Raw genomic sequence first — 26,147 nt, 5'->3', positions numbered from 1 at the left:
GTGCCCACGTGGCGGAATTGGTAGACGCGCATGGTTCAGGTCCATGTGCCGCGAGGTGTGGGGGTTCGAGTCCCTCCGTGGGCACCAAAATCTACTTGTTTTTCGGACGCATCGTCCCGCAAAACGCCGTAGCCTTCTCATGAGGACTACGGCGTTTTGCGTTTTACCCTCTGTTTTCAATGCGTCGCCAGGTCGTCCAGGATCGGACAATCCGAACGATCGTCGCCATGACAGGATGCGGCGAGGCTCTCCAGCGTCCTGCGCATCGCTGCCATTTCCGCGATCTTGCGATCCAGCTCGGCGATATGCGCCAGCGCCATCGCGCGCACGTCGGCGCTGGCCCGGCGTTTATCTTCCCATAGCGCCAGCAAATCCCTGATCTGGTCCAGCGAAAACCCGAGCGCACGGCCGCGGTGGATGAATTGCAGCACCCGCACGTCCTGTTCGCCGTACAGGCGATATCCGGCCCCGGTGCGGTGCGGCGCTTTCACCAGGCCGATCGATTCGTAATGGCGAATCATCTTCGCCGTCACGCCGGACGCGCGCGCGGCGTCGCCGATGTTCAGCTTGGGTGTGGACTGCATGGCATTTCTCCCGTTGTTTTCCGACCTTTTTCCCGAGCAAGCATACACCTTCCCACCGTGGGAAGCTCAAGCGACGCTTGACTTGCGGTCGAGAACGTCCGAGCATGGAGCCATGCAGATTCTCCGACCCGCGGCCCTCGGGCTGGCACTCGTCCTCATCCTCTCCTCCGCCCTGGCCGGACCGGCGCCTTATTACCAATGGCGCAGCAAGCTCACCGGCGAGCTGGCCTGTTCCCAGACCCCGCTGGGCGAAGGCTGGGAAAAATCAAACGGCCCCTATCGGGACATGCGTTGCGAAAAACTCATTGTTGTTAAATAATGAAAGTGGAAGGCGCGGCGTGTTGACAAACATCGCCGTTCGATCTCATACCATAACAGAGCAGCCACTGAGGAGACGACCATGTTCACCAACCCGGAGCAGTTCGCAAACGCCACGAAAACCCTGTTCGACCTGCAGATGCAGACCTTCAACGCCCTGGCCGGCAAGACCGTCAAGGGCGTCGAGCAGGTCGTCGCCCTCAACCTGAACGCCGCCAAGACCTCGGTCGACAGCACGATGGCGGCCGGCCGCAGCATGGCCGAAGCCACCCAGGCCGGCAATCCGAAAGCGGCGTTCGACACCCTGGCCGCGCGCATGCAGCCGGCCGCCGGCGTCACCAATGCCACCGAATACGCGGCCCAGCTCAAGGCCATCATCGACGAGATGCACGACGAATTCCGCGGCGCCGCCGATGCCCACGTGGCGGAAGCGAAAAACACGCTGTCGGCGCTGATCTACGACGTCACCCAGAACGTCAAGCCGGGCTCGGAAAACGCGGTCGAGATCATCAAGGCCGCGATCGAGAATGCCTTCAAGGGCTACGAGCAGGTGACCCAGGCCACCCGCCAGGCGGTGCAGACCGTCGAAGCCCAGTTCGAGCGCGCCAGCGCGATGGTGACGCCGGGCGCCGCCAGGACCGAAAAAGCCGAGTAACCGGCCCCATGGACGTCCGGCGTCACGGCGCCGGATGTTCGATCCCCAGCAAGTCTTCCAGCCGCGCCAGCGAGGCGTCATCCTTGATCACCGAACGCAGCCAGGCGTGCAGCGGCTGCTCGCCCCAGCGCGCGGCTTTCTCGGCCAGGTAAGCCACCGGGCTATGCGGCTCGGTGCGGCGGAAAAATTCGGCGACCTGGCGCAGCTGGGCCAGCGCCTGGTCACGGTGCGCCACCTGTCCGTCGACCCGCGCCGGCAGCGCCGCCGTCGACGCCATACCCGCGCCGCCGGCCGCCGCCGCCTCGGTCGGCGCCGCTCCCGCCATCGCCACCGGCTTGATCAGGTCGTCCACGTCGCGCAGCGCGGCGCGTCCGACGCTGAATCCCGGCCCATCGGCGCCGAGCTGGGCGTCGACCACCCGTTCCAGCTCTTGCAAGGCGGCCTGGCAGGCTTCGCAATCGGCCAGCAGCGCCTGCACGACATCGCCCTTGATCCGCGCGCGCGCGGTCTCCAGTTCGGCCACCGCTTCCGGTCCCCTGGCGCGCGCGACTTCCCATGCCTGCAGGGTCAGCACGCCGTTCTCCGCCAGCGGCATGGTCTTGACCAGCGGCGCGATCCGGCCCGCCAGCCAGGCCAGGACCCCGATGCGGCGCTCGAAGCCATCCTCGTCGGCCTGCGGGTGCAGGCCTTCCCAGTAGCGCTCGCACAGCGCCGCCACCAGTCCCAGGCCCTCGGCCAGGCCGCGCATGCCGCCGGTCTTCGCGTTCGCCTCGGCCAGCCACACGGCCAGTTGCAAGTCCTTGCTGCGGGTTTGCAGCAAGCCGGCGCAGCGCTTGCCGACCAGCTTCCAGTCGGCTTCCTTGAGCGCCGTGACCCAGGCACCCTGCTCCAGCGACGGGTCGTCGGCCAGGCGCGCGCGTGCGATCTCGTCGACCTCGGGCGAGAAAGCCAGGTCGTCGCCGCAAGGATTGTCGGGCGCGATCGGCGCCAGCAAAGCATCGGTGTCCAGCATGGCGTCCTCCTCAGGCTTCTCTCGGTTCGATCGCGTACTTGAACTTGCCGGCCTTGGTGGCGCCGACTTTCACGCGGGCGATGCCGCCGCCGTCGGCCATGCGCGCCAGCACGTTGTCGGCGATCTCCGGCAGCAAGGTGCCGTTCAAGACATTGTCGACGTTGCGCGCGCCGGAATCGACTTCGGTGCAGCGCCGCAGCACGGCCTCCACCAGCGCGTCGTCGTATTCGAAGCTGGCCTTGTGGTTGTCCAGCACGCGCGCGCCGATGCGCGCCAGCTTGAGACGGATGATGTTGGCCAGCACCTCGTCGCCGATCGGGTAGAACGGCACCACCGCCAGGCGGCCCAGGAAGGCCGGCTTGAAGTGCTTCATCAACGCCGGCCGCAGCAGTTCGGCCAGCTGCTCGGGCGTGGGCAGCTCGCTCGCCGCCTTGTTCAGGCAGGCCGCCATCAGCTGGCTCGAGCCGGCGTTCGAGGTCAGGATGATGATCGTGTTGCGAAAGTCGATCTGGCGTCCTTCGGCATCGTCCATCACGCCCTTGTCGAACACCTGGAAGAACATCTCGAGCACGTCGGGATGCGCCTTCTCGGCCTCGTCGAGCAGCACCACGCTGTAGGGATTGCGCCGCACCGCCTCGGTCAGCACCCCGCCCTCGCCATAGCCGACGTAGCCCGGCGGCGAGCCTTTCAGGCCGGAGACGCTGTGCGCTTCCTGGTATTCGCTCATATTGATGGTGATGAGCTTGCGTTCGCCGCCGTACAGGATGTCGGCCAGCGCCAGCGCGGTCTCGGTCTTGCCCACGCCCGAGGTGCCGACGAACAGGAACACGCCCTTGGGCTTGTTCGGATCATCGAGGTTGGCGCGCGCGGTGCGCACGCGCTGGGCCACCACATGGCTGGCGTGGCCCTGGCCCAGGATGCGCTCGTCCAGCATCGATTTCAGGTTGACCACGGTGCGGATCTCGTCCTTGACCATGCGGCCCAGCGGAATGCCGGTCCAGGCGGCGACGATCTCGGCCACCGTATGGCCATCCACCTGCACCGGCACCAGCGGCGCCTCGCCCTGCAGCGCGCGCAGGGCTTCGTTCAGCGCGCGCAGATCCTTCGCGCCGCTGTTCTCGTCGCGGCTGCCGGAGGCCTCCAGTTCGGCGCGCAGCTTGCCGATCTGGCCGGCCAGCGCCTGCTCTTCTTCCCACCTGCGCTGCAGCATCTCCTGCTCGGCCGCGGCGCTGGCGCGCTGCTGGCCCAGCGCCGCCAGCACCTCGGCATGGTTCGAATTTGCGTCACTCTTTGCGCTGCCGTCGCGGTTCAGGGCGCTGATCCGGGCATCCAGCCGTTCGATGCGGCGCACGCAGTCTTCCAGCAGCGCCGGCGTGGCGCTTTGACCCAGCGCCACCTTGGCGCAGGCGGTGTCCAGCACGCTGATCGCCTTGTCCGGCAGCTGGCGGCCGCTGATGTAGCGGTGCGACAGGCGCACCGCCTCGGTGATGGCGTCGTCGTAGACGCGCACGCCGAAGTGCTGTTCCATCAGCGGCGCCATGGCGCGCAGCATGGCCGCCGCCGTGTCTTCGTCCGGCTCCTCGACCTTGATCACCTGGAAGCGGCGCGCCAGCGCGGCGTCCTTCTCGAAATACTTCTTGTACTCGCCCCAGGTCGTGGCCGCGATCGTGCGCAGCTCGCCGCGCGCCAGCGCGGGCTTGAGCAGGTTGGCGGCGTCGTTCTGGCCGGCCGTGCCGCCGGCGCCGATCATCGTGTGGGCCTCGTCGATGAACAGGATGATCGCGTGTGGACTCTTCTTCACTTCGTCGATGACGTTCTTGAGGCGGTTCTCGAACTCGCCCTTCACGCTGGCCCCGGCCTGCAGCAGGCCCATGTCGAGCGTATGGATCTCAACGCCCTTCAGCACGTCCGGCACGTCGCCCTGGGCGATGCGCAGCGCCAGGCCCTCGACCACGGCGGTCTTGCCGACGCCGGCCTCGCCGGTGAGGATCGGGTTGTTCTGGCGCCGCCGCATCAGGATGTCGATCGCCTGGCGGATTTCCATGTCGCGGCCGATCACCGGGTCGACCTTGCCGTCGCGCGCGCGCCCGGTCAGGCAGGTGGTGTACTGGTCGAGGGCCGGCGTGGCCCGGGTGGCGGCCTGGCTCAGTTCCGAGGCGGGGTCCGGCCCGGCGCCGACCGCTTCCTCGGCCTTGAGCTCGGGCGCCTCGACCGAGCCGCGCGTCAGGCGCTCCAGGTCGTGTTTCAGGCGGTCGAGCGGGAAGCGTCCGAACAGCGGCGATGCGCGCTGCGCCAGCTGGGCCAGCGACGGCTCGGTCAGCAACGCCAGCAGCAGATGGGCGCTGCGGATGCGGTTCGGCTGGCCCGAACCCAATGATGCGATCAGCCAGGCATGTTCGAACAGCAGCGGCAGGTGGCGCGAGAACACGGGCGTGCGCGCGCTGCCGGTGGCGAAACGCTCCACTTCGCGCCGCAGGTCGGCTTCCAGGCCGGTCAGGCTGATGTCGCACTGGCGCGCGATCGCGGCCAGATCGCTGCCCGGCTGTTCGATCAGGCCCAGGAACAGGTGCTCGACGTCGACCTCGTACTGGCCCAGCCCCATGCAGATGCTGGCGGCGCGGCTGGCGGCCGCGCGGGTGGTGTCGTTCAGCTTGGAGATGAGCGTCTTGAGGTTGATGTCCATCGTGGCTCCCTTGTCATGGTGGCGTGGTGGCGCCGCTTCTTCAGCCCCGGGGCGGCCGGGCGGCGCGGTTGATTTCGTAGTGCAGCGACGACGGCTGCAGCACCGCATTGAAGTTGACCGGCTCGAGCAGGCCGTCGACCGCCAGCCGGGCATGGATCGCGAAGTGCAGGCGGTTGACGTCGCCCGCCTCCGGCTCGAGCACGGCGCGCGCGTCGAGCAGGCGCGGCTCGTGGGTGGCGATCGCATCTTCGATGCTGGCGCAGACGGCGGCGCGGTCGATGCTGCTGGTCAGGCAGAAACCGGCGAAGTCGATCAGGCCGTAGTGCAGGATCGAGGTGCGCGCCGCCGGATAGCCTTCGAGGTGGGCGACGTCCAGCGCGATGCGGGTATTGAGCAGGGCTTCCAGGTCGCGCGCGACGCTGTCCTTGAGCTGCTCGACGCCCAGCGCGGCGCCGGCCGCGCCCTCGTCGACCATCAGGCGGTCGAGCAGGCCCGGCGTGAAGCCTTTCATGGTGCCTCCCGGGGATGTCGGATGCGCGGCGCGCTGCAATGCAAAAAGCGCAGCCGCCGCGCGAACGAGAGCGGCGACGCCGCTCAGACGACCTTGTTGGCCGCCAGGTCCCAGCCGCCGGAGGTGTTGCCGCCGGCGCCGCCGGTGACCTTCTGCTGGGTGTACTTCCATTTGATCTTCGAGAACTTCAGGCCGACCTGCTCCTGGATGATGCTGCCTTCGGATACGCTGGGGCTGATGCCGCCGATCAGGACGTTCTCGAGCTCGATCTCGAAATACTTGATGCGCTCGCCCTGGCCGTCGGCGCGCATGAATTCCAGCTTGGCTTTCGGGATCGTCTTGCCGGCCGAGCAGGTCTGCAGCAGGATCGGCGACGACAGGTCGGCCAGCTTGGTCAGCGCGATCTCCTGGTGCTCGCAGCGCTCGGCCGTGTGGCCGCCGCCGGTGGACGCGGTGGCCGAACGCGGCTGGCTCACGCCCCACGCCACCGAGGTGCACTCGATCCAGTCCTTGTGCTTGTCGTCCATCGATTCGCCCTTGATCCCGTCGATCTGCAGGTACACGTCAATTGCCATGTTCTACTCCAAGTAAGTTAAGAATAAGTGCTAGCTTTTGGTCGACTGCGGCAGCTCCGCGACCAAACGGAGCGAAACGGAAAGCTCATCGAGCTGGAAGTGCGGCCGCAGGAACGACACGGCGCGATACACGCCGGGGCGGCCCGGCACCTCGGACACCTGCACGCTGGCTTCGCGCAGCGGGAATTGCGCCTTCTGGTCCTGGCTCGCGTTATCGTCGAGCAGGACGTACTGGGTCAGCCAGCGGTTCAGGTAATCCTCGACGTTGGAGGCGGCGGCGAAGCTGCCGATCTTGTCGCGCATCATGGACTTCATGTAGTGCGCGATGCGCGACACGGCGAAGATGTACTGCAGCTGCGACGACAGCACGGCATTGGCATTGGCCGCCTCGTTGTTGTACTTGCGCGCCTTCTGGGCCGATTGGGCGCCGAAGAAGGCCGCATACGAGGTGTTCTTGCAATGCACCAGCGAGATGAAGCCGAGATCGGACAGCTCCTTCTCGCGGCGGTCGGTGATCGCGACCTCGGTCGGGCATTTCAGCGCCACTTCTCCTTCGTCGGTCTTGAAGGTGTGGGTCGGCAGGTTCTCGACCAGGCCGCCGCCTTCGACGCCGCGGATCGCGGCGCACCAGCCATAGTCCTCGAAGGCGCGCGTCAGGCGCGCGCCGAAGGCATAGGCCGCGTTGCACCACAGGTATTTGGAGTGGTCGCTGCCGTCCACGTCCTCGACGTAGTTGAAACCTTCGGTCGTCATGCCGTCGGCCGGGTGGTATGGCAGGCGCCCCAGGAAGCGCGGCAGGCACAGGCCGACGTAGCGCGAATCCTCGGATTCCCTGAACGCCTTCCACTTGGCGTATTCGACGGTGTCGAACACCTTGGCCAGGTCGCGCGGCTTGCCCAGGTCGCCGAAACTCTCGACGCCGAACAATTCGGGACTGCTCGAGGTGATGAAGGGCGCGTGGCTGGCCGCGGCCACATGCGACATCTGCTCGAGGAAGTAGATGTCCTCGGGCTGGCGCGAGATCTCGAAGTCGCCGATCAGGGTGCCGTACGGCGCGCCGCCGAAGGTGCCGAATTCTTCCTCGTAGATCTTCTTGAACATCGTGCTCTGGTCGAACTCCATCGCCGACTGGAAGTCCTTGACCAGCTCGCGCTTGCTGGCATTGAGCATGCGGATCTGCAGGTTGGCGCTCGTGGTGCTGTTCCTGACCAGGTAGTTGAGGCCAGTCCAGCTGCGCTCGAGCTTCTGGAATTCGGGCGCATGCATGATCGCCGAGAGCTGATCGGAGATCATGCGGTCCAGTTCCGCCAGGCGCGCATCGATGGTGGCCGACAGGTTGGACGAGATCACCATCGTCCCCTGCATCACCTGGGTCACCAGTTCCGAGATCAGGTCGCGCGCGCGTTCGTGCTCGCTGCTCGACGCCGCCACGCGGCTTTCTTCGACGATCTGGTCGAGCAGCGAAGCGTCCAGTTCCGGCGCCGCCGCCGCAGCTTGGGTGGATTCGAATACCGCCGCCATCTCACTCTCCCTTGCCCGATTTGCGCAGGCTGTCGAGTTTTTCGGTGTTGCCCAGCACCTCGGTCAGGATGTCTTCGAGCTTGTCGTTCCCGGCCAGCTTGTTGCGCAGGTCGGCCAGCTTGGTGCGCGCATCGAGCAGCCCGGCCAGCGGCGCCACCTGGCGCACCACCGACTCGGGCCGGAAGTCGTTCATCTCGCGAAACTGCAGCTGCACCCCGAACTGGCCGCCGTCCGGCGACAGGTGGTTGTCGACCTTGAAGGTGGCCACGGGCGCGACGGCGCCCAGCACCTCGTCGAAGTTGCCGGCGTCGACATTGACGAACTTGCGGTCCTTGAGGCGCTTCTTCTCGGCCTTGGGATCCAGGCCGAAGTCGCCGACCACGCCGACCACGAAGGGCAGCTCCTTGTTCTCGATCGCGTCGCCGATCTCGACGTCATAGGTCATCTGCACGCGCGGCGCGCGCACCTTCTGCAAGCGTTTTTGTACGCTTTCGCTCTTGGCCATGTCGACTCCAGTGGGGGAAGATGGATTTATTTCAGCACGTCGAACGGACTGCCGCTGCTGGCCGCCGGACGCGGCGGCGCCGCCACCGCCGGCTGGCTCGGGGTCCTGCGGCTCGACGCCGGGCGCGCGGCCGGGCGGGTCGTGACCAGCACCTCTTCGCCCAGGCTGGTGCGCAGCAGCTTGGCCAGGTCTTGCGCTTCGCTGCGCACCGAACCCTGCAGATTGTTCTTGCGCGTCAGGTCGGCCAGCGCCTTGCTGGCCACGCGCAGGCCGCTGACGGCCAGGATGCTGTAGGCCAGCGTGTCGTCGGGGTCGCGCGCCAGCGCTTCCTGCGCGCTGCTGATGGCGTCGCCGTACTGGGTGGCGTCGAAGCGGATCTGGGCCATGCGCACCCAGGGCTTCTTGTCGACCGGATGCGCCCTGCTCGCGTCCTTGAGCAGGCTCACGGCCTTGTCGCTCTGCCCGGCCGCGAGGGCGGCATCGGCTTCGGCATAGATATTCTCGGACACGGCGGCGCGCTTGGCGGTCGTGCCCGTGCCGTCGGTGGCGCACCCGGCCAGGGCGGCGACCCCGACCAGCAGGGGTAACAGGCGTTTGCGGATCATGTTCGTCTCTCCAGTGGGTGAACAAGCCCCCATTATTCGCATCGTGCTTGCCAAGAAGTTGTGCACTGTCAATGAAAAGCGAGTTCAAGCAAGCACTGTTGGATGTCGCTTGCGTTTGCGCGGTGTCAGCGTGCACCGGCGGGGATCGGGTTCAATCCAAGCCTGGTGCCTTAGGACAATTGCGAGGAGATCGTTGATGGGGACGCCCAACCCGTTCAAGCTGCCGGTCGTGGCGATCGCGCTGGCAGCGGCGCTCGCCGGTTGCGGCGGCGCCGCGCTGGCGCCGCTGGCGGGCGTGGCGCTGGAGGCGGCCGGCCTGCGCAAGCCGGCCGAACTGCCCGAGTCGCAAAAGCCGCCGCGCAACGTGCCGCTCAGGCTGCACGCCGCCACGCGCTTGAACGTGGACGCGCGCGGCCAGCCGCTGGCGCTGGCGGTGCGCCTGTACAAGCTGCGCCAGAAGGATGCCTTCGAGGGCGCGCCCTACGCCACCTTCCTCGATCCGCGCCTCGAGCGCGAGAGCCTGGGCGCCGACCTGGTCGAGGTGCGCGAGATCATGCTGGTGCCGGGCCAGCGCTACGAGGTCACGGAAAAAGTCGCGCGCGAAGCCGGCCACGTCGGCATCGTGGCCCTGTTCCATACCCCGGCCGCCGGCCGCTGGCGCACCGCGGTGAGCAGCCTGGAGGCCGAGCGCGACGGCCTGAACGTCGGCCTGCACGCCTGCGCGATGAGCGTCGGTTCCGGTACGGCGGCGCTGGGCTCTGTGCGCTGTCAATAATCGTTGTCGACTTTCCTGCAAGCTAGTCTTTTCTGAACGACGAGGAGGCGATTGTGATGCCATCCAAGGTCTTATGGGGCGAGGGATTGTTCCTGCGGCCCCAGCATTTCCAGCAGCAGGACCGCTACCACGAGGCGCGCCTGAACCAGACCGCCTGTGCGCTGCATCCGTATTGCTGGGGCGTGCGCAAGCTGGCGGTCGACCTCGACGCGCTGCGCAGCGACATCCTGCGCATCGACGAGCTGTCGCTGCTGTTCCCCGACGGCGAAGTGGTGCGCGCGCCGGGCGACGACGTGCTGCCGCCGCAGGTGCGACTTGGCGACCTGCCGCCGGCGCAGCAGACGGTTACCTACCACGCCGCCCTGCCGGCGCTGCGCACGCATGGCGACAATTGCGGCAACGGCCTGGAAGGACTGGAGACCATCGACGTGCGCTTCGGGCGCATCGACCGCGAGACCCAGGATTTATATACCCAGGCCGCCGACGCCCCCGTCACCTACCTGCGCAAGGCGCTGCGCCTGGTGGCCGACAGCGAGCCGCTGGAAGCCTATGAAAGCTTCGCGCTGCTGCGCCTGCGGCGCGTGGCCACCGGCGGCTTCGAGATCGACCCCGGTTTCATTCCACCCAGCCTGTCGATCGACGCCGTGACGATGCCCGGCGCCGGCCTTTACGTCGGCCTGGCGCGGCTGATGGAAAAGCTGCTGGCCAAGGTCAATGCGCTGTACGGCGATCTGCGCGAGCCGAGCCGCAACGTGGTCGAGATCCGCGGCGGCGACGTGTCCTCGTTCTGGCTGCTGCACACGGCCAGCGCCGGCTATGCGGCGCTGGCCCACTACCTGCACCACCGCGAGCTGCATCCCGAGTGCCTGTACGGCGCCATGCTCGAGCTGGCCGGCGGCCTGATGACCTATTCGCGCAGCTACCGGCTCGAAGACCTGCCTTCCTACGTCCACGCCGATCCCGGCCCGCAGTTCGCGCGCCTGGACGGCATCATCCGCGACCTGTTGGATACCGTGATCTCGTCCCGCTACTTCACCATCGCCCTGCACAAGGACCGCCCGTCCTACTACCTGGGCGCGCTCGATTCGGGCCGCATCAATGCCCAGACCACCCTGTACCTGGCGGTGGCGGCCGACATGCCGGCGCTGCGCCTGGTCGAGGCGGTGCCGCTGCAGTTCAAGGTCGGCGCGCCGGAAGACGTCGACAAGTTCGTGCTGTCGGCGCTGCCCGGCGTGAAGCTGGTGCATGCGCCCCAGGTGCCGAGCGCGATTCCGGTGCGGCCCGACACCTATTACTTCGTGCTCGAAGGCCGCGGCGCGCTGTACGAGGCGATGCTCAAGACCCAGGCGATCTCGGTCTACGTGCCGAACGGCGTGCGCGAGCTGCGCCTCGAACTGATCGCGGTGTCGGCATGAGCGCCTTCGTCGAGCGCCGCGCCGCGCACCGGGGCGAAGCCGCCAACCGCCGCCAGCGGCTGGTGGACATCATGTACGAAGGCTTCCACGCCCTGTTCCTGCTGAAGAACGGCTGCGGGCCGCAGGACAAGGGCGCCTTCGCCGACAATATGACCGCCTTCCTGGCCGACGTCGACCGCAGCGCCAAGGCGCTCGGCATCGCGGCCGAGGACGTGACGGCGGCCAAGTACGCCTATTGCTCGGCGGTGGACGAGATCATCCTGCGCTCGAGCTACGAGGTGCGCGAGGCCTGGGAAACCCGTCCGCTGCAGCTGCGCGTGTTCGGCGACCAGCTCGCCGGCGAGCATTTCTTCCACCGCCTGGAAGACTTGCGCGCCAAGGGCGCGCAGCAGGTCGAGGCGCTGGAGGTCTTCCATATGTGCCTGCTGCTGGGCTTCCAGGGCCGCTATGCGCTGGACGGCAAGGACAAGCTGGACTACCTGGTGGCGCGCCTGGGCGACGAGATCGCGCGCATGCGCGGCCGCACCCGCGGCTTCGCGCCGCACGCCGAGCGCCCGGACCAGGTGGTCAACCGGCTGCGCAGCGACCTCTCGCTGTGGGTGCTGGCCACGGTGTTCACGCTGGCCGGGCTGGGCGCCTACGTGGGTTTCCGCACCGTGCTGGGCAACGAGTCCGAGTTCGCGCTGGCGCACTACAACGACCTGGTCAAGCTGCCGCCGAAGGCGGCGCATGTGACCATCACCCTGCCCTGAAATGGGGAATGGCCCCGGGATCATCGGTCCCGGGGCCGCTGTTCTACTGGATGACCTTGAACTCGATGCGCCGGTTGCGCGCCTTGCCCTCCGGCGTGCGGTTGTCGGCCACCGGCCGGTCCGGGCCTTCGCCCGACACCGCGATCGATTCTTCCGCGATCCCCTGGCTTACCACATAGGCCTTCACCGCCTCGGCGCGCGCCTGGCTCAGCGACAGGTTGCCGGCGCGCGAGCCGGCGTTGTCGGTGTGGCCGATCACCTCGACCTTCACGCCGTTGAGCTTTTTCAGGGCCGCCGTCATCCCATCCAGCACCTCGGTGCCGGCCGGGGTCAGGGTCGCCTTGCCCGACTCGAATTCGATGATGCGGTCGGCCAGCGCCGCATCCAGCACGCTCTGCTGCGAGACGGTCACCCGCAGGCCGTTGTTGACCGTATAGGTCGGATTGAGCCGGGCCGCGATCTCGCCGGCGATCTGCTGGCGCTGGGCTTCGCTCGCCACGTCACCGCGCAGGCTGACGCTGTTGCCCTCGACTTTCAGCTGGCCGCCCTTCACCAGGCGCAGGTTCGGCCCGATCAGGCTGCCCACGTAATTGTTCCAGTTGGCAGGCGTCGAGACGGTGCCGACCGACAGCTGGTCGACCACGCGCTGCGCACCGTACACGGCGCGCAGGCGCTCGAGCAGCGCGGCCTTGGCGGCTTCGTCGGCCACCATGCCGCTGACCACGACCGGGGCCTCGGCCGCGCCTGGCGCCGTCTGCGCGGCCAGCGGCAATCCGGCGGCCAATCCGGCGGCCAATCCAAGCAACAGGGTCAGGGTGCGAAGTTTCACGTCAGGCTCCGATGAAGGTCTTCATGAACAGGTCGCGCGCCAGCGACAGCGGCAGGTCGGGCTGGGCCAGGTGGCTGGAGAGCTGGCGCACGTCGGCGTCGAACTGCAGCTGCTCGTCGATCCAGTCCGTGTCCAGCAGGCGCACCTGCAGCTCGGCGCCGACCAGGGGATCGATCACGGCGCGCAGGGTTTCGGCCAGCGCCGCGCAAAAGCCCACCACCAGCACCGGCCGTTCTTCCTGGCGCGTGATGAACAGCGCCAGGTCGAATTGCGCGCGGCGCAGGAAAGGCGTGATCAGCTCGAGCCAGAAGGCGGCCACCGGATAGCGCGCCGACGCGTTGTGCGGCAGCGGCAGCACCAGGCTCTTATGCAGCTCGGCCGGCTGGCTGTGCATGACCGGCTGCAGCAGCAATCCCAGCGCCAGCACCAGGCGCGCCGCGCTGGCATTCGCGCTGGCGCTCGACACTGCGCGGCCCAGCAGGCCGTCGAGCGAGGCGATCGTGCCGTGCTCCATCCAGCGCGCCAGCGCCGCCTCGTCTCCCAACCCGATCGCGCTGTCGGCGATCGCCTGCAGGTAGGCGGCGGGGTCGCCCTCGCCCAGCACCTTGGGGCAGATCTCTTCCAGGAACACCCAGAGCGGCGCGAACGCCAGCGGACAACGCGCGACGAAGGCGGCGGGATCGCTCACCGCCAGCGTGCGGGTGGCGAGAAAGGGAAAGCGCCGCCCCGACTGGTCGTGGCTGGCCAGCAGGTGGCCGGCCACCGCGTGGTGCCGCGCCGGGCCGACCAGGGCGAAGCTCACCGGCGCCATCGCATCGTAGTGAAAGCGCCAGCGCGCGTCCGACGGCAGCAGGGTCATCACCTGCGCCAGCCAGGCGTCGAGCATGCCGATCGCGGCCGGGTCGTGGGCCAGCTTGACGAAGTCGGCGCGCGCCGGGACCTTGCCGAAGTAGCCGATGCGGTCGGCGCGCATCATTGGCCTCCCGCGCTGGCCAGCGCCGGCGCCGCGTCCTGGGCTTCATGGCGGCCGACGATCGCCGGCGGCAGGCGCAGGCCGCGGAAACCCTGGGCCTGGCTCTGGCCGCCCCCGGTGGACTGCGGGCTGCTGACGATCTTCAGGTCGACCGCCACCGAGACGTTCTGCGCGCTCCAGCGCAGCTCGAACACCCCGCCGTCCTTGCGCTTGCGCTGGGCCGCCTCGAACAGGCGCTGCAGGCCGAACTGGCCCGGCTGGTTGAACAGCTCCACCGTGCGGCCATCGAAGGTGACCGCCGAGACCCGCGCGCCCGAGACGCCCTGCGGGCCCGGATGGACCATATTGTTCCAGCTGGGCGGCGTGTTCCGGTAGCGCAGCTGCTGGCCGTCGATCTCGAGCGTGTACTCGAGCGTGCCGGGCGCGCTCAGGGGCAACACCTGGAACACGGTCTGGGCCGCCCCGCTGGCCGCCACGCCGTTGTTCGACAGCGGCGCCACCCAGCCGGGGAAGGCGGCCACCGCCTGCGGCGCCAGCGAGATGCCGATGTCGGCCCAGGTGCGCGCCGCCAGTACGTCGCCGCGCCGCACCACCAGCGGCCCCATCGCCGTGCCCACGAACTTGGCCACTGCGCCTTCGGGGCCGAACACCTGGCCGATCTCGCCGGGCGTCGCCTCGACGCTGGAATCCTGGGCGAACGGGTACTTGGCGGCGAGCGTGCGGGTAAACGGCTCGACCACCTGCGCCTGCCAGGTCTTGTTGATCTCGGCCTCGGACGGCAGCACGATCATGGCGAAGGTCTGGGTGAGCGGGCGCACCAGCAGCGGGCGCAGCGCCTGTTTCTGGCTGTCGCTCATCCCGGTCAGCATCTGTTCGTCGACGTAGCGCAGCGCGTCGGCCAGCTCCGAGCCGCTGCCCTCCAGCGTCTGCTGCATGAACTGCTTGGCGCCGGGACCCGGATCGCCCTGGTTCTTCAATGCGTTGAGCCGCGTGCGCAGCCGCGACAGCGCGTCGAGATAGCCGGTCATCAGCGACGCTTCCTTTTCCCTGGCGCCGACCAGGCGCGCCACGCCGGCGAACTCGCGTCCGATCGGGCCGGCCCCCTGTTGTTGCTGGGCCAGCAGCTGGGACGGGTCGACGCTGTCGGCCAGCGTGCGCGCGTCGGACGGCGCCCGCCGCAAGACCACCTGCTTGAACCACTCGATCACGCCGCGCTCGGTCTTGCCGATGGGCGCGCGCAGGCCGCCCGGATTGTCCCAGGCCGTCTCTTCATAGATGGTGCGCAGCAGCTTGGCGATCGGCGAGGATTGCGGGTCGCCCAGGCGGTTCATGGCCTGCACGCTGGCGTCGAAGCCGCGCAGGTCGGCGATCGCCACGCCCTGCACGAACTTCGACCATTCGCGCGCATAGTCGGCCTTGTACAGGTCGATCAGCGCCTTCTGGATCTGTTCGGGGCTGCCCTCCAGGGTCAGGTCGTCGCGCGCGGTGGTCTTGAGCACCCAGTCGACCGTGTTCAGTTCCTTGTTCGAGGCATCCCGGATGGCGCCGAGCACGAACTTGTCCCAGGCCGCGCGGGTGAAGGCGCCGCTGACGGCGTGGCTGCCGGCCACCAGCGCCGCATCCTGCTCGCCGACGATGCGCGCCACCGTCACCGCCGGGAAGCGGGTGGCGGTGCGGGTCTTGATGTCGGCGTACACGCGCTCGCGCGCCGGCGTGCCGCGCACCACGCGGCGCAGGTGCTCGCGCGTGGTGTCGAGCAGGCTCAGTTTGGGCGAAATCTGCGGCCAGGCCGGGTCGTCGATGTGGGCCAGGTGGAAGGTCATCAGGCGCTCGGCGCTGCGGATCATCTGCTCGCGCGGCATGCTGCCGCGGTTCGCCTCCAGCCAGCCGCGCCAGTAGCGCGTGAGCTGATCGTTCAGGTGGCCCGGCTCGGCATACGATTTAGTGCCCAGCATCAGATAGGTCTTGAGCGCGTTGTAGGCGTCGCCGACATCCGTGGGCGACGCGTCCTGGTAAGGCTGGCCAAGCCTGGGCGCGCTGGCGGACACGGACGCGGGCGCGGCCACCTGGCGCCCCGGATCGAGGGCGGCTGCATTGTTGTTGACCTCCGTGAGCATGGTCTCGAGCGCGCCGGCGACCGGTTCGACCATCACCGCGCGCACCCCGGCGAAGTATTCGTCGCGCAGCTTGCGCGCCAGAATATCGCCCTGGTACAGGCCGAAGCCCAGCGCCCACGGCTTGTCGTCGGCATAGCGCTCCAGTTGCTCGATGCGGTCCTGCAGGATGTCGAGGGCCTCCAGGCGCGACTGCAGGTCGATGCGGCCCGCCTGCAGCTTCATCACCTTGTCGAGATCCGACTGCACGTTGGCGACCAGCTGGCGGTTGCCCATGTACGACCACGACCAGCCGCCCATCGCGCAGCCCAGCAGGATGGTGGCGGCGAAGAAGGCGCCCAGCTTCCAGCGCGCCGCGGCCGGATTCGTGTAGCGCTTGACCAGTTCGCGGTCGGCGAAGACCACCTTGCGGAACAGCTCGAGCAAGAAATAACCGGATTGCGCCCCCGCCTGCGAACCTGCCGGCTCCCCGGCACCCTCGCCCCCCTTTCTCTCCTGCAGCGCCAGGTCGAAACGGCTGGCCACGCGCCGGCTCGACAGGTCTTGCACGCTGCCTTCCTGCAACGCGCTGGTGAAGTAAAAGCCGCGGAACACCGGCTTGAACTGATAGGTGTTCTCTTCGAACAGCGTGGCCAGGAAGGCGCGCAGCGGCGTGCGCAGCGCCGCGAATTCCAGCGGGAAGGTGAACACGCCGGAACGCAGCGTCGTGCTGCGGTTGGCGCCCATGCCGGCCAGGCTCATTTCCTTCAGGCCGTCGACCAGTTCGTCGAAATGCTCGTCGAAGAAGGCCAGCACGTCCTGCGGCGCGGCGCGCCGGTTGTAGCGCAGGGTCGCGCCCCAGATCCGCTCGCGCTCGGCCTGTTCGCTGTCGTGGAAGAAGTCGAGGAAGCCGGCGACCAGGTCGGCCTTGGTGAACACCACGTACACCGGCGCGTGCACGCCCAGGCGCTCGGTCAGCTCCTGCACCCGGGTGCGCAGGTTCTTGGCCAGTTCGTGCGAGGCGGTGGCCGGGCCGGCCATCAGCTCGGCCACGCTGACCGCGATCAGGATGCCGTTGATCGGCGCACGCTGGCGGTATCGCTTGAGCAGGTCGAGGAAGCCGAACCACTCGGCGCGGTCGGCGTCCTGCACCGAGTAGCGCCCCGCGGTGTCGAGCAGGATGCCGTCGGTGGTGAAGAACCAGTCGCAGTTGCGGGTGCCGCCCACGCCCTGCAGCGCCTTGTTGCCGGGGATCGGGAAGCTCAGCCCCGAGTGCACGATGGCGCTGCTCTTGCCGGCCGCCGGGTTCCCGATGATCATGTACCAGGGCAGCTCGTACAGGGCCGCGGCGCCGCGGGTCAGGCCCAGCTTGGAGGTCTTGATGGTGCCGACCGCCTCCAGCAGGTTCTTGCGCAGCACCGCGACTTCGTCCTTGCCGTCGTCGTCGGTGGCGCCGGCGCCGGCGATGGCGCCCGCCAGCTTGCGCGCACGACGAGCGCGCCAGGCGCGGCGCAGCATCCACCAGATGCCCCAGCCGGCCAGCAGCGCCAGGGCGCCGATGGCGGCCCACACGATGCCGAGGCCGAGCAGGCCGGCGCCGATTACCAGGATGGCCGCCAGCGCGGCGAGACCGATCGCGGCCAGCACGCGGCTGTCGGTCAGATACTTCCAGAGTCGTGCCATGGCGGGATCTCTTGTAGAAAAATCTCACAGGAAATGGTCGCATGGGCATACGACGCGCTGCTTGACTCTGCGCAATGCAGCCAAAATCCGAAAAATCACGCAACAGCCCGCCGACGCTGGCGCCTCAGCGCCCCATCACGCCGCGCATGCGCAGCTCGATGTGGCCGAAATCCATCATCTTCCAGCGCCCGCCCCAGGTCAGGCCCAGCGATTCGGCCACCTGGCCATACAGCTGGTAGCCGCGCATGGCCCACGGGTCTTTTTCCGAGATCACCAGCTTGCCGTCGCGCAGGAAGGCGCAATCGGCCGCCAGGCCATACTGGTGCCAGCTCTGGAAGGCGCGCGCATTGGTGACGTGGCCGCCGGTCGCGGCCAGCTCATCCTGGCGCGCCGGACTGCGGTAGCCCTCGAGCAGCGCCATCTCGTAGCCATGCTGTTCCTTCATGATCTTGAACGCCAGCAGCAGGCGCTGGCTGAAGTCGGGATGCAGCAAGCCCCAGTTACGGCTGGCGCCGACCAGCATCGGCCGCACCAGCTCGACCTCGGCCGTGGTGAACACGCTGGGCGGCAGCGCCACCGGCGGCACCAGCTGCTCGCCGGCCAGCAGCGCCGCCACCTGTTCGTCGGGCAAGGCGCTGCTGCCCTCGTACACCGGCAGCATGGCCGGATTGCTCAGCGCCAGCGCCAGCAGCGAAGGAATCAACACCGCCGGCGCGCCGATGGCCAGCAGCACCTGGTGGCGGCGCACTCCCTGCACCACCCGCTCGCGCAGCGACAGGGTGACGCTGTCGCGCATGGCGCCGGCGGCGCGCGTGCCGGCATGGCTCCAGGCACCGGCGCGGCCGGCCAGGCCACGCATGGCATGCATCCCGCGCGCCATCCAGGCCCGTCCACTTGGAAAAAGAACAAGCCAAGCCAGGCCTGAAGCGAGACAAACGTACAGAAGGGCGATCAAGATCAGCATCGGACTCCCCAGGATTGTTTCTAATCAGAACAGGAGAAGCCAATCTTAGGAGTAATGTCGTGCGTCCATCAGACGAAAATCAAGACAACCGCATGCATGCCCATATGCGTCCCAACCTGATGTCGTCGGCGCGCCGCGGCGGCCGCGAAGACAGCATCCTCGCCAAGCTCGAGCGCGAGCCGGCGCGGCGCGCGGGCGCCGGTCACGGCGCGCGCCTGGCCTGGTATGGCGCGGCGGTGGCGGTCGCCGTCGGTTTGACGGCGACCCTGGCCTGGCTGGCGGCCGGCGCCGGTCCCGCGCCGATGGAAGTGGCGCGGCACGATGCGGCGCCCGCCCCGATCGCGAGCATGGACCCGGCGCCGGTCGAGACGGCCTTGATCGTCGACACGGCGCCCCAACCGGAGCCAGACCCGGTGCTGGCGGCGGCGCCTGCGCCCGTTCCGCCGCTGCGCCTGCTCGAACCGGCCGCCGCGCCTACGACGGCCCCAGCCAAGGCCGCGCCGGCGTCCGTCAAGACGGCCCCGGCGCGCCGTCCGGAAGCGCGCGCCGCCGCCCCAGCCCGCTCTCGCGTCCAGGCGCCACGCCAGGCCGCGCGTCAGGCCCGGACGGTGAATCCCGCACGCGCCGGCGAGGCCCAGGACGACAGCGACGTCGCCCTGATCTCGGCCGTGATCTACCATGCCAACGGTCATGCCGCGCCGGCGGAAGATGAAACCCCTGCCCCTCCTGCACGCTAGGCGTGGCAAATAGGCCGCACCTGGCGGGCGGCCGCCGCCAGAAAACGCTATACTGTATATAAGTACAGGTGGGCGTTCGGTGATGATCAGGGTGTTGGAAAACGAGTTTTATTATCTGGATAACTTCCAGCGGGTTCTCGATTGGATCGGCGAACGCTATGGCGATTTGCTCGACGACGGCGAACAGGCCTTCCTGGCCCGGTTCCCGACCTTGCCGCACAATGCGCGCGCCCTGTTCGTGCGCATGGTCATGCGCAAAGGTAACCTGTTCCGCGCCAGCAAACTGAGCTATGCCGAGATCGGTTGTCCGGTCGAGGCTGCCTCCCACCTGCTCGGCACCGGCTGGATCGAACCCGACCCCGAACTCACGCTCGACGAATTGTTCGACCTGCTGTCCAAGCCCGAGATCCTCGACGCCTTCGGCGCGCAGTTGCCGCGCAAGACAGCGCGCAAGGACGAACAGCTGGACGCCCTGCGCCCCGCATTCCCCGAGGCGCGCCGCTTCTCCGGCTGGCATCCGGCCTGTCCCGACGTCGCCTGGCGCATCCTGGTCAAGCCGCTGTGCGACCGCCTGCGCCTGGTCTTTTTCGGCAACCTGCACCAGGGCTGGACCGACTTCGTGCTGTCCGACCTCGGCCTGTTCCGCTACGAGAGCGTGGACATCTCGCCCGCCTCGCGCGGTTTTCGCCGCCGTGCCGACGTCGACCACTACCTGCAGCTGCATGCCTGCCGCGAGCGCTTCGCCGCCGGCGAAGACGTCGACGAGGTGGTGCGCGACCTGCCCGTGCACGCCTTCGACAACGACTGGCTCGAGAGCCGGCGCGAAAAACTGACGTTCCAGATCGGCCAGCACTACGAAAAGCTGAAGGACTGGGACGGCGCCTACGCCGCCTACGCGCGCTGCCGCTTTCCCGGCGCGCGGGCGCGCGCGATCCGCGTGCTCGAAAAACACGAGCGCTTCGAGCAGGCCCATGCCCTGTTGCTTGCAGCTCAGTGCGCGCCCGAGAACGAAGCCGAGCGCCAGCACCTGTCCCGCATCGCGCCGCGCCTGGCGCGCCGCCTTGGCCACGCGCGCCTGGCGCCGCGCGCCAAGACGCAGGTAGAGCGCATCGAGCTGTCGCTGGCGCCGCCGAACGGCGAACGCTGGGTCGAGGGCGCCGTGCGCGGCCACCTGCACGGGAGCGATGCGCCCGTGTTCTACGTCGAGAACGCGCTCGCCAACACCCTGTTCGGCCTGCTGTGCTGGCGCGCCGTGTTCGCCGCCATTCCCGGCGCCTTCTTCCACCCTTTCCACCGCGGCCCGGCCGACCTGCACAGCGCCGACTTCCACCAGCGCCGGCAGGCCGAATTCGCCGCCTGCCTGGCGGAGCTGGACAGCGGCAGCTACCGCGACACGATCCTGCGCACGTACCAGGAAAAAACCGGCCTGCAATCGCCCTTCGTGCACTGGGAGGGCGTCACGCCCGAGCTCATCGAGCTGGCCCTGGCCTGCATCCCGGCCGCCCACCTGCGCAAGTGGTGCGAACGCATCCTGGCCGACGTCAAGGAAAACCGCACGGGCTTTCCCGACCTGATCCAGTTCTGGCCAAGCGAAGGCCGTTACCTGATGATCGAAGTGAAAGGCCCGGGCGACCGCCTGCAGGACAACCAGCTGCGCTGGATCGACTACTGCGCGGCGCATGACATGCCGGTCGCCGTGTGCTACCTGCAGTGGATCGAGCCTACCGAGATGGCGGCCTGAGATTACGTGAGCTACACCATCGCCGTACGCGCCCTGTGCGAGTTCACCGCCAAGCAGGGTGACCTCGACCTGCGCTTCACCCCCTCCCCCAGCGCCCAGGAAGGCATTGCCGGCCATGCCGTCGTGGCCGGCCGCCGCGGCGACGGCTACCGCAGCGAGGTCGCGCTGTCCGGCCAATGGAACGAATTGCACGTGCGCGGCCGGGCCGACGGCTACGACGCCAATGAAAATCTGATCGAAGAGGTCAAGACCCATCGCGGCCGGGTGGACGCCATTCCCGACAACCACCGCCACCTGCACTGGGCCCAGCTGCGCGTCTATGGCCACCTGCTGTGCCAGGAACAGGGCATGGAGTCGGTCAACCTGGCCCTGGTCTACTACGACATCGTCAGCGGCGTCGAAACCGTGCTGCGCGAGACGCGCGACAGCGCCTGGCTGCGCGCGCACTTCGAAGAGCTGTGCCAGCGCTTCTCGGGCTGGGCCGCCAGCGAAGCGGCGCACCGCGCGGCGCGCGACGCCGCATTGCAGTCGCTGTCGTTCCCGCATGCCGACTTCCGCCCCGGCCAGCGCCAGCTCGCCGAAAGCATCTACCGCGCCAACGCCAGTGGGCGCTGCCTGCTGGCGCAGGCCCCGACCGGCATCGGCAAGACCGTGGGCAGCCTGTTCCCGGTGCTCAAGGCCATGCCGCGCGAGAAGCTGGACAAGGTCTTCTTCCTGGCCGCGAAGACCCCCGGCCGGCGCCTGGCGCTGGACGGCGCCGCGACCCTGTGCGCCGGCAGCAAAGCCCCGTTGCGCGTGCTCGAACTCACCGCGCGCGACAAGGCCTGCGAGCATCCCGACAAGGAGTGTCATGGCGAATCCTGTCCGCTGGCGCGCGGCTTCTACGATCGCCTGCCGGCCGCCCGCGCGGCCGCGACGGCCGTGCCCGTGCTGGACCGCGAGGCGCTGCGCGAGGTCGCGCTGGCGCACGAAGTCTGCCCCTATTACCTGGGCAGCGAGATGGCGCGCTGGTCCGACATGATCGTCGGCGACTATAACTATTATTTCGACGGCAGCGCCATGCTGTACGCGCTGGCGCTCGCCAACGGCTGGAAAACCAGCCTGCTGGTCGACGAGGCCCACAACCTGGTCGGCCGCGCGCGCTCGATGTACAGCACCGAGCTCGATCGCGAGCTGCTGCGCCTGGCCCGCGCCGGCTCGCCGCCAGCCGTCAAGAAGGTGCTGGAGCGCGTGGGCCGCGCCTGGACCGCGGTCGACAAGACGGCGCCGGCGCCCTACCAGCTGCTCGAGAAGATTCCAGCGAAGCTGGTCGACGCGCTGCAGGAAGCGGGCAGCGCCATCAACGAACACCTGGCGGCCTTTCCCGGCCCGCTCGACCCCGACCTGCAGCGCTTTTACTTCGACGCCATGGGGTTCGTGCGGCTGGCCGAATCGTTCGGGCCACACTCGCTGTGCGACCTGAGCCGGCACGCCGACCGTCCCACCGTACGCGATTCGACGATCTGCATCCGCAACGTGGTGCCGGCGCCCTTCCTCGGGCCGCGCTTCGCCGCCACCCATTCGAGCACGCTGTTCTCGGCCACGCTCGGGCCCTGGCACTACTGCCTCGACACCCTCGGCATGCCCGAAGACACGGCCTGGGTCGAGGTCGACTCGCCGTTCAGGGCGAGCCAGCTCGAGGTCCACGTCGCGCGCGGTATCTCGACCCGCTACCAGGTGCGCGCCGCCTCGGTCCAGCCCATCGCCGAACTGATCGCGCGCCAGTACCGCGAACGTCCCGGCAACTACCTGGCCTTCTTCAGCAGCTTCGACTATCTCGACAAGGTGGCGAACGCGCTGGAGCGGCTGGATCCGGCCATCCCGGCCTGGCGCCAGGAACGCCGCATGAGCGAGCACGAACGCCAGGGCTTCATCGACCGCTTCGACGTCAAAGGCGCGGGGGTCGGCTTCGCGGTGCTGGGCGGCGCCTTCGGCGAAGGCGTGGACCTGCCGGGCGAGCGCCTGATCGGCGCCTTCGTCGCCACCCTCGGCCTGCCCCAGGTCAATCCCGTCAACGAGCAGCTGCGCGAACGGATGCAGGCGCTGTTCGGCGCCGGCTACGATTACACCTATCTGTATCCCGGCATCCAGAAGGTGGTGCAGGCGGCCGGGCGCGTGATCCGCACCGAGCAGGATCGCGGCGTGGTGTGGCTGATCGACGACCGCTTCGCCCAGCCGGGCATCCGGAACCTGATGCCGGCCTGGTGGGAGCTCGGGTCCCGGTGAACCTCACGCCAGCCGTTCGCGTATCTTCTGGTAGCCGCTGCGGCTGATCGGCAACCTGACGCCGCCCCTGAGCACCGCGCAATGGTTGTCCTTGCTGACCGGCTCGATGCGTTCGACCGCGCAGACATTGACGATGAACGAGCGGTGGATGCGCACGAACACGACGCCGTCGAGCTGCGCCTCGAGCTCGGACAGGCGCTGGTGCTTCAGGTAGCCCTTCCCGCCCGCCATGATGCGCACGTAGTCGTCCTGGGCCTCGATGTAGTCGACGTTGCCGGCGGCGACCACGTGCACGCGGGCGCCGTCGCGGATCAGGATCCGTTCGAGCGGCTGCTGGCGTGCCTGCGCATCCTTCACCGCCGCGGCGATGCCGGCCCGGGCCGGCTGCGGCGCGCGCAGGCGCGCCTGCGCCAGCGCCTCGGCCAGGCGCTCGCGCGAGAACGGCTTGAGCAGGTAGTCGAGCGCGTGCACCTCGAAGGCGCGCAATGCGAACTGGTCGTAGGCGGTGGCGAAGATATAGTGCGGCCTGGCGCCGGCCAGCTCCACCACCTCGAAGCCGTCCAGCCTGGGCATCTGGATGTCCAGGAAGACCAGGTCGGGATCGTGCTCGGCGATCGCCTTCACCGCCTCGAACCCATTGGCGCATTCGCCCACGATCTCGACGTCGGGATGCGCCGCCAGGTACTCGCGCAGCAGCGCGCGCGCCAGGTGTTCATCGTCCACGATCAGGGTTCGCATCCCTCATTCTCCTGTGTCGGCGGGCAGCGCCAGCTCCACCCTGAAAATATTGTCGACGCGCGCCGCATGCACGCTCGCGTCGATCCCGTACTCCGCCAGCAGGCGCGCACGCACATTGGCCAGGCCGACGCCGCCGCCCGCAGCCGCATTGGTCCCATCCGCGCCATCCGGGTCGACGTCGTTTTCCACCCGCAGCCTGAGCCGCGAACCGGCGCGCTCGACGTGCACCCGCACCACGCCGCCCTCGGGCAGCTGGCCGATGCCGTGCTTGACCGCGTTCTCGACCAGCGGCTGCAGGATCATGGGCGGCAGCAGGCAAGCCTCGGCCTCCCGGTCCACGTGGCGCTCGACGCCCAGGCGTGGCCCGAAGCGCACCTGCTCGATCGCCACGAAGCGCCCGACCAGCGCCACCTCCTGGGCCAGCGTCACCTTGCGGTGCGCCTCGAGTCCCAGCGTATGGCGAAAGAAGCCCGCCAGCTGCAAGGTCATGTCGCGCGCCGCGCCGGCGTCGATCGCGGTCAGCGCGCTGATCGAATTGAGGCTGTTGAACAGGAAATGCGGATCGACCTGGGTGCGCAGCATGCGCAGTTCGGCGTCCTGGGCCAGGAGCTTGAGTTCGAGCTCGCGCCGCTCAAGGCCGCGCGCGCGCTCGAACTCCAGCGCCAGGTAGTGGGCGCAGGCGGTCATCCCGTACAGCAGCACGCCGACGCCGAACATCACCGCCGTCAGCGGCCGCGACATCGTCACGCCGTCACCGGCCGGCGCCAGCCACTGCCACCAGGCGGCCCAGCCGGACGCCGCGGCGCACCACAGCAGGGCCGCGCACACGGCGGTGAGGAAGAACACGCCCAGCACCGCCGGCGTCGACTTGCGCGCCAGCGGATAGGCGCGGCACAGGTAATACGCCGAGAAGCCGCACACGGCGGCGTAGACCAGCACGAGCGGCAGCACGAACAGGAGACTGGGCGCCAGGCCGGCGCCGCCGGTGGCGGACAGCAGCCCGGCCAGCATCAGCCCCAGCATCAGCCAGGCCGCCAGGTACAGCGCGGCGCCGCGCCGCGCCCAGAATCCGCCGCCCATCAGTTGCGGATTTCCACGCCACCCATGATCGCGTAGCCGCGGATGACCAGCCGCTTGGCGTCGTCCGGCGGCGCGATGGTCTTTTCCTCGAAGCCGCCCAGGATCGGCGTGCCGTGCAACACGATGGCCCAGTCGGGCGGGCACTTGATGGAAACGCCGCCCCAGAAGGCGAACACATTGATCACCGCCTCGCCCTGGATCGACGCGCCGCGCATATCGAGTTCGCAGCCGCCCATCACCGCCGTGATCTCGCCGCCGCGAAAGTTCCGGGTCGTGACGCGGCGCTCGTAGCCGCCCAGGATGGCGGTGATGTCCAGCACCTCGCCGGCGCCGGCGGGCGCGCCGTCGGCCAACGCCACGCCGTGTTCCAGCGCGCGCTTGCTGCGCACCGCCTTCGCCACCAGCAAGGCGCCGAAGCCGATCAGGACCAGCGGCCAGATGGTGCGCCAGCTGAAGTCGATGATGTCCATCCGGTCCAGCATCAGGAGGATGCCCACGCCGACCAGCCCGGCCCCGAGCAGCGTGCCGCCCTGGGTGCGGGTGTCGCACAGCTTGACGGCGCCGACGATGACGAACAACATCGGCCAGAACGAAAACGCGCGGTGCATGTCGACGAAGCCCAGGTTATCGAGCAGGAACAGCAACCCCATCCCGATCACGAGCAGGCCGAGCACGACCTGGCTCGTCACGCCTTTGGCATGCGGATCATTTTTCATGGCGGTTCCTCTGGTTGTTGGCGAAGCGGCGCGCGATGAATGGATCCAGCACCAGCTTGACGCCCCACATCAGGATGAACAGCGGCCAGCTGTTGCGAAAGGTCAGGCCGAAGGCGTTCTCCAGCACCGCGAACAGCCACAGGCCGGTGAACACGGTCCACAAGCCGCTGCTGAACTCCTTCGGGCTCGGGTAGCCGATGGTCTGGCCGATGCCGACCACGACCAGCAGCAAGGGGGCGTAATGCCAGTAGTCCTGGGCATCGATATAGTGCAGGCGGTCGAGCAGCACCACCGCGCCCACCACGATCAGGAGCAGGCCCCACAGCACCTGCTTGCGCCAGCGATAGGCGTCTTCAGTATCCATTGCGTCACTCCTCTCGTTATCGAACTGGATACACGATAACAAGCGGGAAGGCA

The 26,147-nt window shown here is 68.4% G+C and carries 24 protein-coding genes and 1 tRNA gene; 9 read left to right on the top strand and 16 right to left on the bottom strand.

Annotation, left to right across the window (positions count from 1 at the left end; all coding sequences use genetic code 11):
• Window positions 1-2: 2 nt before the first annotated feature.
• Window positions 3-87, top strand: a tRNA-Leu gene (locus HMPREF9710_RS21440).
• 89 nt (window positions 88-176) lie between these two features.
• On the opposite strand, the gene cueR is transcribed toward HMPREF9710_RS21440, so the two are convergent.
• Window positions 177-584 (bottom strand): Cu(I)-responsive transcriptional regulator, encoded by a 408-nt coding sequence (gene cueR / locus HMPREF9710_RS21435; protein WP_005669875.1) that lies wholly within the window; start codon window positions 582-584, stop codon window positions 177-179.
• Between cueR and HMPREF9710_RS28685 the strand changes: the two genes are divergently transcribed.
• Entirely contained in the window at window positions 583-903 is a 321-nt protein-coding gene (locus tag HMPREF9710_RS28685) for a hypothetical protein (protein WP_229409906.1), read from the top strand. The two genes, cueR and HMPREF9710_RS28685, sit on opposite strands and share 2 nt — an antisense overlap.
• Before the next feature lie 81 nt (window positions 904-984).
• A complete protein-coding gene (gene phaP, locus HMPREF9710_RS21425; protein WP_005669871.1) occupies window positions 985-1,557 on the top strand; it encodes a TIGR01841 family phasin in 573 nt (190 codons plus the stop codon).
• 22 nt (window positions 1,558-1,579) lie between these two features.
• Here the strand turns inward: phaP and tssA are convergent, their stop codons facing one another.
• The 7 genes from tssA to HMPREF9710_RS21390 all read right to left on the bottom strand — a co-directional run bounded on the left by tssA (window position 1,580) and on the right by HMPREF9710_RS21390 (window position 8,969).
• On the bottom strand, window positions 1,580-2,569 hold the full coding sequence (gene tssA, locus HMPREF9710_RS21420) for a type VI secretion system protein TssA (protein ID WP_005669869.1): 990 nt from the start codon (window positions 2,567-2,569) through the stop codon (window positions 1,580-1,582).
• Window positions 2,570-2,579: 10 nt separating this feature from the next.
• On the bottom strand, window positions 2,580-5,252 hold the full coding sequence (gene tssH / locus HMPREF9710_RS21415) for a type VI secretion system ATPase TssH (protein ID WP_005669867.1): 2,673 nt from the start codon (window positions 5,250-5,252) through the stop codon (window positions 2,580-2,582).
• 40 nt (window positions 5,253-5,292) lie between these two features.
• Window positions 5,293-5,763, bottom strand: coding sequence for a type VI secretion system baseplate subunit TssE (tssE, locus tag HMPREF9710_RS21410; protein WP_005669865.1), 471 nt, complete (start codon window positions 5,761-5,763; stop codon window positions 5,293-5,295).
• Between the two features lie 83 nt (window positions 5,764-5,846).
• Window positions 5,847-6,338, bottom strand: coding sequence for an Hcp family type VI secretion system effector (locus HMPREF9710_RS21405; protein WP_005669863.1), 492 nt, complete (start codon window positions 6,336-6,338; stop codon window positions 5,847-5,849).
• Between the two features lie 30 nt (window positions 6,339-6,368).
• Window positions 6,369-7,859 carry a type VI secretion system contractile sheath large subunit gene (gene tssC, locus HMPREF9710_RS21400; RefSeq protein ID WP_005669861.1) on the bottom strand — a complete coding sequence of 497 codons (1,491 nt, stop codon included), beginning with the start codon at window positions 7,857-7,859 and terminating at the stop codon, window positions 6,369-6,371.
• Window position 7,860: 1 nt separating this feature from the next.
• A complete protein-coding gene (gene tssB / locus HMPREF9710_RS21395; RefSeq protein WP_005669860.1) occupies window positions 7,861-8,364 on the bottom strand; it encodes a type VI secretion system contractile sheath small subunit in 504 nt (167 codons plus the stop codon).
• A 26-nt stretch (window positions 8,365-8,390) separates the two neighbouring features.
• Complete coding sequence (locus tag HMPREF9710_RS21390; protein WP_005669858.1) at window positions 8,391-8,969, bottom strand: tetratricopeptide repeat protein; 579 nt, start codon at window positions 8,967-8,969, stop codon at window positions 8,391-8,393.
• A gap of 196 nt (window positions 8,970-9,165) precedes the next feature.
• On the opposite strand from HMPREF9710_RS21390, the gene tssJ reads away from it, so the two are divergent.
• Genes tssJ through icmH form a run of 3 tightly spaced genes read left to right on the top strand, consistent with a single transcriptional unit; the run spans window position 9,166 to window position 11,911 of the window.
• Window positions 9,166-9,744 (top strand): type VI secretion system lipoprotein TssJ, encoded by a 579-nt coding sequence (gene tssJ / locus HMPREF9710_RS21385; RefSeq protein ID WP_005669857.1) that lies wholly within the window; start codon window positions 9,166-9,168, stop codon window positions 9,742-9,744.
• A gap of 56 nt (window positions 9,745-9,800) precedes the next feature.
• Window positions 9,801-11,159 (top strand): type VI secretion system baseplate subunit TssK, encoded by a 1,359-nt coding sequence (tssK, locus tag HMPREF9710_RS21380; protein WP_005669855.1) that lies wholly within the window; start codon window positions 9,801-9,803, stop codon window positions 11,157-11,159.
• Window positions 11,156-11,911: a type IVB secretion system protein IcmH/DotU gene (gene icmH / locus HMPREF9710_RS21375; protein WP_005669854.1), complete on the top strand. Its 756-nt coding sequence runs from the start codon at window positions 11,156-11,158 to the stop codon at window positions 11,909-11,911. The genes tssK and icmH overlap by 4 nt, the downstream gene beginning before the upstream one ends.
• A 43-nt stretch (window positions 11,912-11,954) precedes the next feature.
• Here the strand turns inward: icmH and HMPREF9710_RS21370 are convergent, their stop codons facing one another.
• From HMPREF9710_RS21370 to HMPREF9710_RS21355, 4 genes are all read right to left on the bottom strand, one after another.
• Window positions 11,955-12,740: an OmpA family protein gene (locus HMPREF9710_RS21370; protein WP_005669852.1), complete on the bottom strand. Its 786-nt coding sequence runs from the start codon at window positions 12,738-12,740 to the stop codon at window positions 11,955-11,957.
• A 1-nt stretch (window position 12,741) separates the two neighbouring features.
• Window positions 12,742-13,716, bottom strand: a complete 975-nt coding sequence (gene tagF / locus HMPREF9710_RS21365; protein WP_040777698.1) for a type VI secretion system-associated protein TagF — start codon at window positions 13,714-13,716, stop codon at window positions 12,742-12,744.
• Window positions 13,713-17,489 carry a type VI secretion system membrane subunit TssM gene (gene tssM / locus HMPREF9710_RS21360; RefSeq protein WP_005669849.1) on the bottom strand — a complete coding sequence of 1,259 codons (3,777 nt, stop codon included), beginning with the start codon at window positions 17,487-17,489 and terminating at the stop codon, window positions 13,713-13,715. Before tssM ends, tagF begins: the two co-directional genes overlap by 4 nt.
• A gap of 124 nt (window positions 17,490-17,613) precedes the next feature.
• Window positions 17,614-18,453, bottom strand: a complete 840-nt coding sequence (locus HMPREF9710_RS21355) for a M15 family metallopeptidase (RefSeq protein WP_040777695.1) — start codon at window positions 18,451-18,453, stop codon at window positions 17,614-17,616.
• A 92-nt stretch (window positions 18,454-18,545) separates the two neighbouring features.
• Here HMPREF9710_RS21355 and HMPREF9710_RS21350 point away from each other — a divergent pair, with 92 nt between their 5' ends.
• The 3 genes from HMPREF9710_RS21350 (at window position 18,546) to HMPREF9710_RS21340 (ending at window position 23,196) form a co-directional block, all read left to right on the top strand.
• Entirely contained in the window at window positions 18,546-19,190 is a 645-nt protein-coding gene (locus tag HMPREF9710_RS21350) for a hypothetical protein (protein ID WP_040777692.1), read from the top strand.
• 82 nt (window positions 19,191-19,272) lie between these two features.
• Window positions 19,273-20,931 (top strand): VRR-NUC domain-containing protein, encoded by a 1,659-nt coding sequence (locus tag HMPREF9710_RS21345; protein ID WP_005669845.1) that lies wholly within the window; start codon window positions 19,273-19,275, stop codon window positions 20,929-20,931.
• 6 nt (window positions 20,932-20,937) lie between these two features.
• On the top strand, window positions 20,938-23,196 hold the full coding sequence (locus HMPREF9710_RS21340; protein WP_005669844.1) for an ATP-dependent DNA helicase: 2,259 nt from the start codon (window positions 20,938-20,940) through the stop codon (window positions 23,194-23,196).
• Between the two features lie 3 nt (window positions 23,197-23,199).
• Here HMPREF9710_RS21340 and HMPREF9710_RS21335 read toward each other — a convergent pair whose 3' ends face one another.
• Genes HMPREF9710_RS21335 through HMPREF9710_RS21320 form a run of 4 tightly spaced genes read right to left on the bottom strand, consistent with a single transcriptional unit; the run spans window position 23,200 to window position 26,094 of the window.
• Complete coding sequence (locus tag HMPREF9710_RS21335) at window positions 23,200-23,934, bottom strand: LytR/AlgR family response regulator transcription factor (RefSeq protein WP_005669843.1); 735 nt, start codon at window positions 23,932-23,934, stop codon at window positions 23,200-23,202.
• A 3-nt stretch (window positions 23,935-23,937) separates the two neighbouring features.
• Window positions 23,938-25,014 (bottom strand): sensor histidine kinase, encoded by a 1,077-nt coding sequence (locus HMPREF9710_RS21330; protein WP_005669841.1) that lies wholly within the window; start codon window positions 25,012-25,014, stop codon window positions 23,938-23,940.
• Window positions 25,014-25,730: a LiaI-LiaF-like domain-containing protein gene (locus tag HMPREF9710_RS21325; RefSeq protein ID WP_005669840.1), complete on the bottom strand. Its 717-nt coding sequence runs from the start codon at window positions 25,728-25,730 to the stop codon at window positions 25,014-25,016. The genes HMPREF9710_RS21330 and HMPREF9710_RS21325 overlap by 1 nt, the downstream gene beginning before the upstream one ends.
• Entirely contained in the window at window positions 25,720-26,094 is a 375-nt protein-coding gene (locus HMPREF9710_RS21320) for a LiaI-LiaF-like domain-containing protein (protein WP_005669839.1), read from the bottom strand. The genes HMPREF9710_RS21325 and HMPREF9710_RS21320 overlap by 11 nt, the downstream gene beginning before the upstream one ends.
• Between the last annotated feature and the right edge of the window lie 53 nt (window positions 26,095-26,147).

Source organism: Massilia timonae CCUG 45783 (assembly GCF_000315425.1).
In the GTDB taxonomy this organism is placed as follows: Bacteria; Pseudomonadota; Gammaproteobacteria; order Burkholderiales; family Burkholderiaceae_D; genus Telluria; species Telluria timonae.
This window is presented reverse-complemented; position numbering and strand designations above follow the sequence as displayed.

What these genes read in the sequence shown, in the direction of transcription:
- icmH (WP_005669854.1), top strand. Translation starts at nt 11,156, where the DNA reads ATGAGCGCCTTCGTCGAGCGCCGCGCCGCGCACCGGGGCGAAGCCGCC.
- tssJ (WP_005669857.1), top strand. Translation starts at nt 9,166, where the DNA reads ATGGGGACGCCCAACCCGTTCAAGCTGCCGGTCGTGGCGATCGCGCTG.
- HMPREF9710_RS21345 (WP_005669845.1), top strand. Translation starts at nt 19,273, where the DNA reads ATGATCAGGGTGTTGGAAAACGAGTTTTATTATCTGGATAACTTCCAG.
- tssH (WP_005669867.1), bottom strand. Translation starts at nt 5,252, where the DNA reads ATGGACATCAACCTCAAGACGCTCATCTCCAAGCTGAACGACACCACC.
- HMPREF9710_RS21325 (WP_005669840.1), bottom strand. Translation starts at nt 25,730, where the DNA reads ATGAAAAATGATCCGCATGCCAAAGGCGTGACGAGCCAGGTCGTGCTC.
- HMPREF9710_RS21390 (WP_005669858.1), bottom strand. Translation starts at nt 8,969, where the DNA reads ATGATCCGCAAACGCCTGTTACCCCTGCTGGTCGGGGTCGCCGCCCTG.
- HMPREF9710_RS21320 (WP_005669839.1), bottom strand. Translation starts at nt 26,094, where the DNA reads ATGGATACTGAAGACGCCTATCGCTGGCGCAAGCAGGTGCTGTGGGGC.
- HMPREF9710_RS28685 (WP_229409906.1), top strand. Translation starts at nt 583, where the DNA reads ATGGCATTTCTCCCGTTGTTTTCCGACCTTTTTCCCGAGCAAGCATAC.
- tssK (WP_005669855.1), top strand. Translation starts at nt 9,801, where the DNA reads ATGCCATCCAAGGTCTTATGGGGCGAGGGATTGTTCCTGCGGCCCCAG.
- HMPREF9710_RS21330 (WP_005669841.1), bottom strand. Translation starts at nt 25,014, where the DNA reads ATGGGCGGCGGATTCTGGGCGCGGCGCGGCGCCGCGCTGTACCTGGCG.
- HMPREF9710_RS21335 (WP_005669843.1), bottom strand. Translation starts at nt 23,934, where the DNA reads ATGCGAACCCTGATCGTGGACGATGAACACCTGGCGCGCGCGCTGCTG.
- tssB (WP_005669860.1), bottom strand. Translation starts at nt 8,364, where the DNA reads ATGGCCAAGAGCGAAAGCGTACAAAAACGCTTGCAGAAGGTGCGCGCG.
- HMPREF9710_RS21350 (WP_040777692.1), top strand. Translation starts at nt 18,546, where the DNA reads ATGCATGCCCATATGCGTCCCAACCTGATGTCGTCGGCGCGCCGCGGC.
- phaP (WP_005669871.1), top strand. Translation starts at nt 985, where the DNA reads ATGTTCACCAACCCGGAGCAGTTCGCAAACGCCACGAAAACCCTGTTC.
- tssM (WP_005669849.1), bottom strand. Translation starts at nt 17,489, where the DNA reads ATGGCACGACTCTGGAAGTATCTGACCGACAGCCGCGTGCTGGCCGCG.
- tssC (WP_005669861.1), bottom strand. Translation starts at nt 7,859, where the DNA reads ATGGCGGCGGTATTCGAATCCACCCAAGCTGCGGCGGCGGCGCCGGAA.
- tssE (WP_005669865.1), bottom strand. Translation starts at nt 5,763, where the DNA reads ATGAAAGGCTTCACGCCGGGCCTGCTCGACCGCCTGATGGTCGACGAG.
- tagF (WP_040777698.1), bottom strand. Translation starts at nt 13,716, where the DNA reads ATGATGCGCGCCGACCGCATCGGCTACTTCGGCAAGGTCCCGGCGCGC.
- HMPREF9710_RS21405 (WP_005669863.1), bottom strand. Translation starts at nt 6,338, where the DNA reads ATGGCAATTGACGTGTACCTGCAGATCGACGGGATCAAGGGCGAATCG.
- tssA (WP_005669869.1), bottom strand. Translation starts at nt 2,569, where the DNA reads ATGCTGGACACCGATGCTTTGCTGGCGCCGATCGCGCCCGACAATCCT.
- cueR (WP_005669875.1), bottom strand. Translation starts at nt 584, where the DNA reads ATGCAGTCCACACCCAAGCTGAACATCGGCGACGCCGCGCGCGCGTCC.
- HMPREF9710_RS21355 (WP_040777695.1), bottom strand. Translation starts at nt 18,453, where the DNA reads ATGCTGATCTTGATCGCCCTTCTGTACGTTTGTCTCGCTTCAGGCCTG.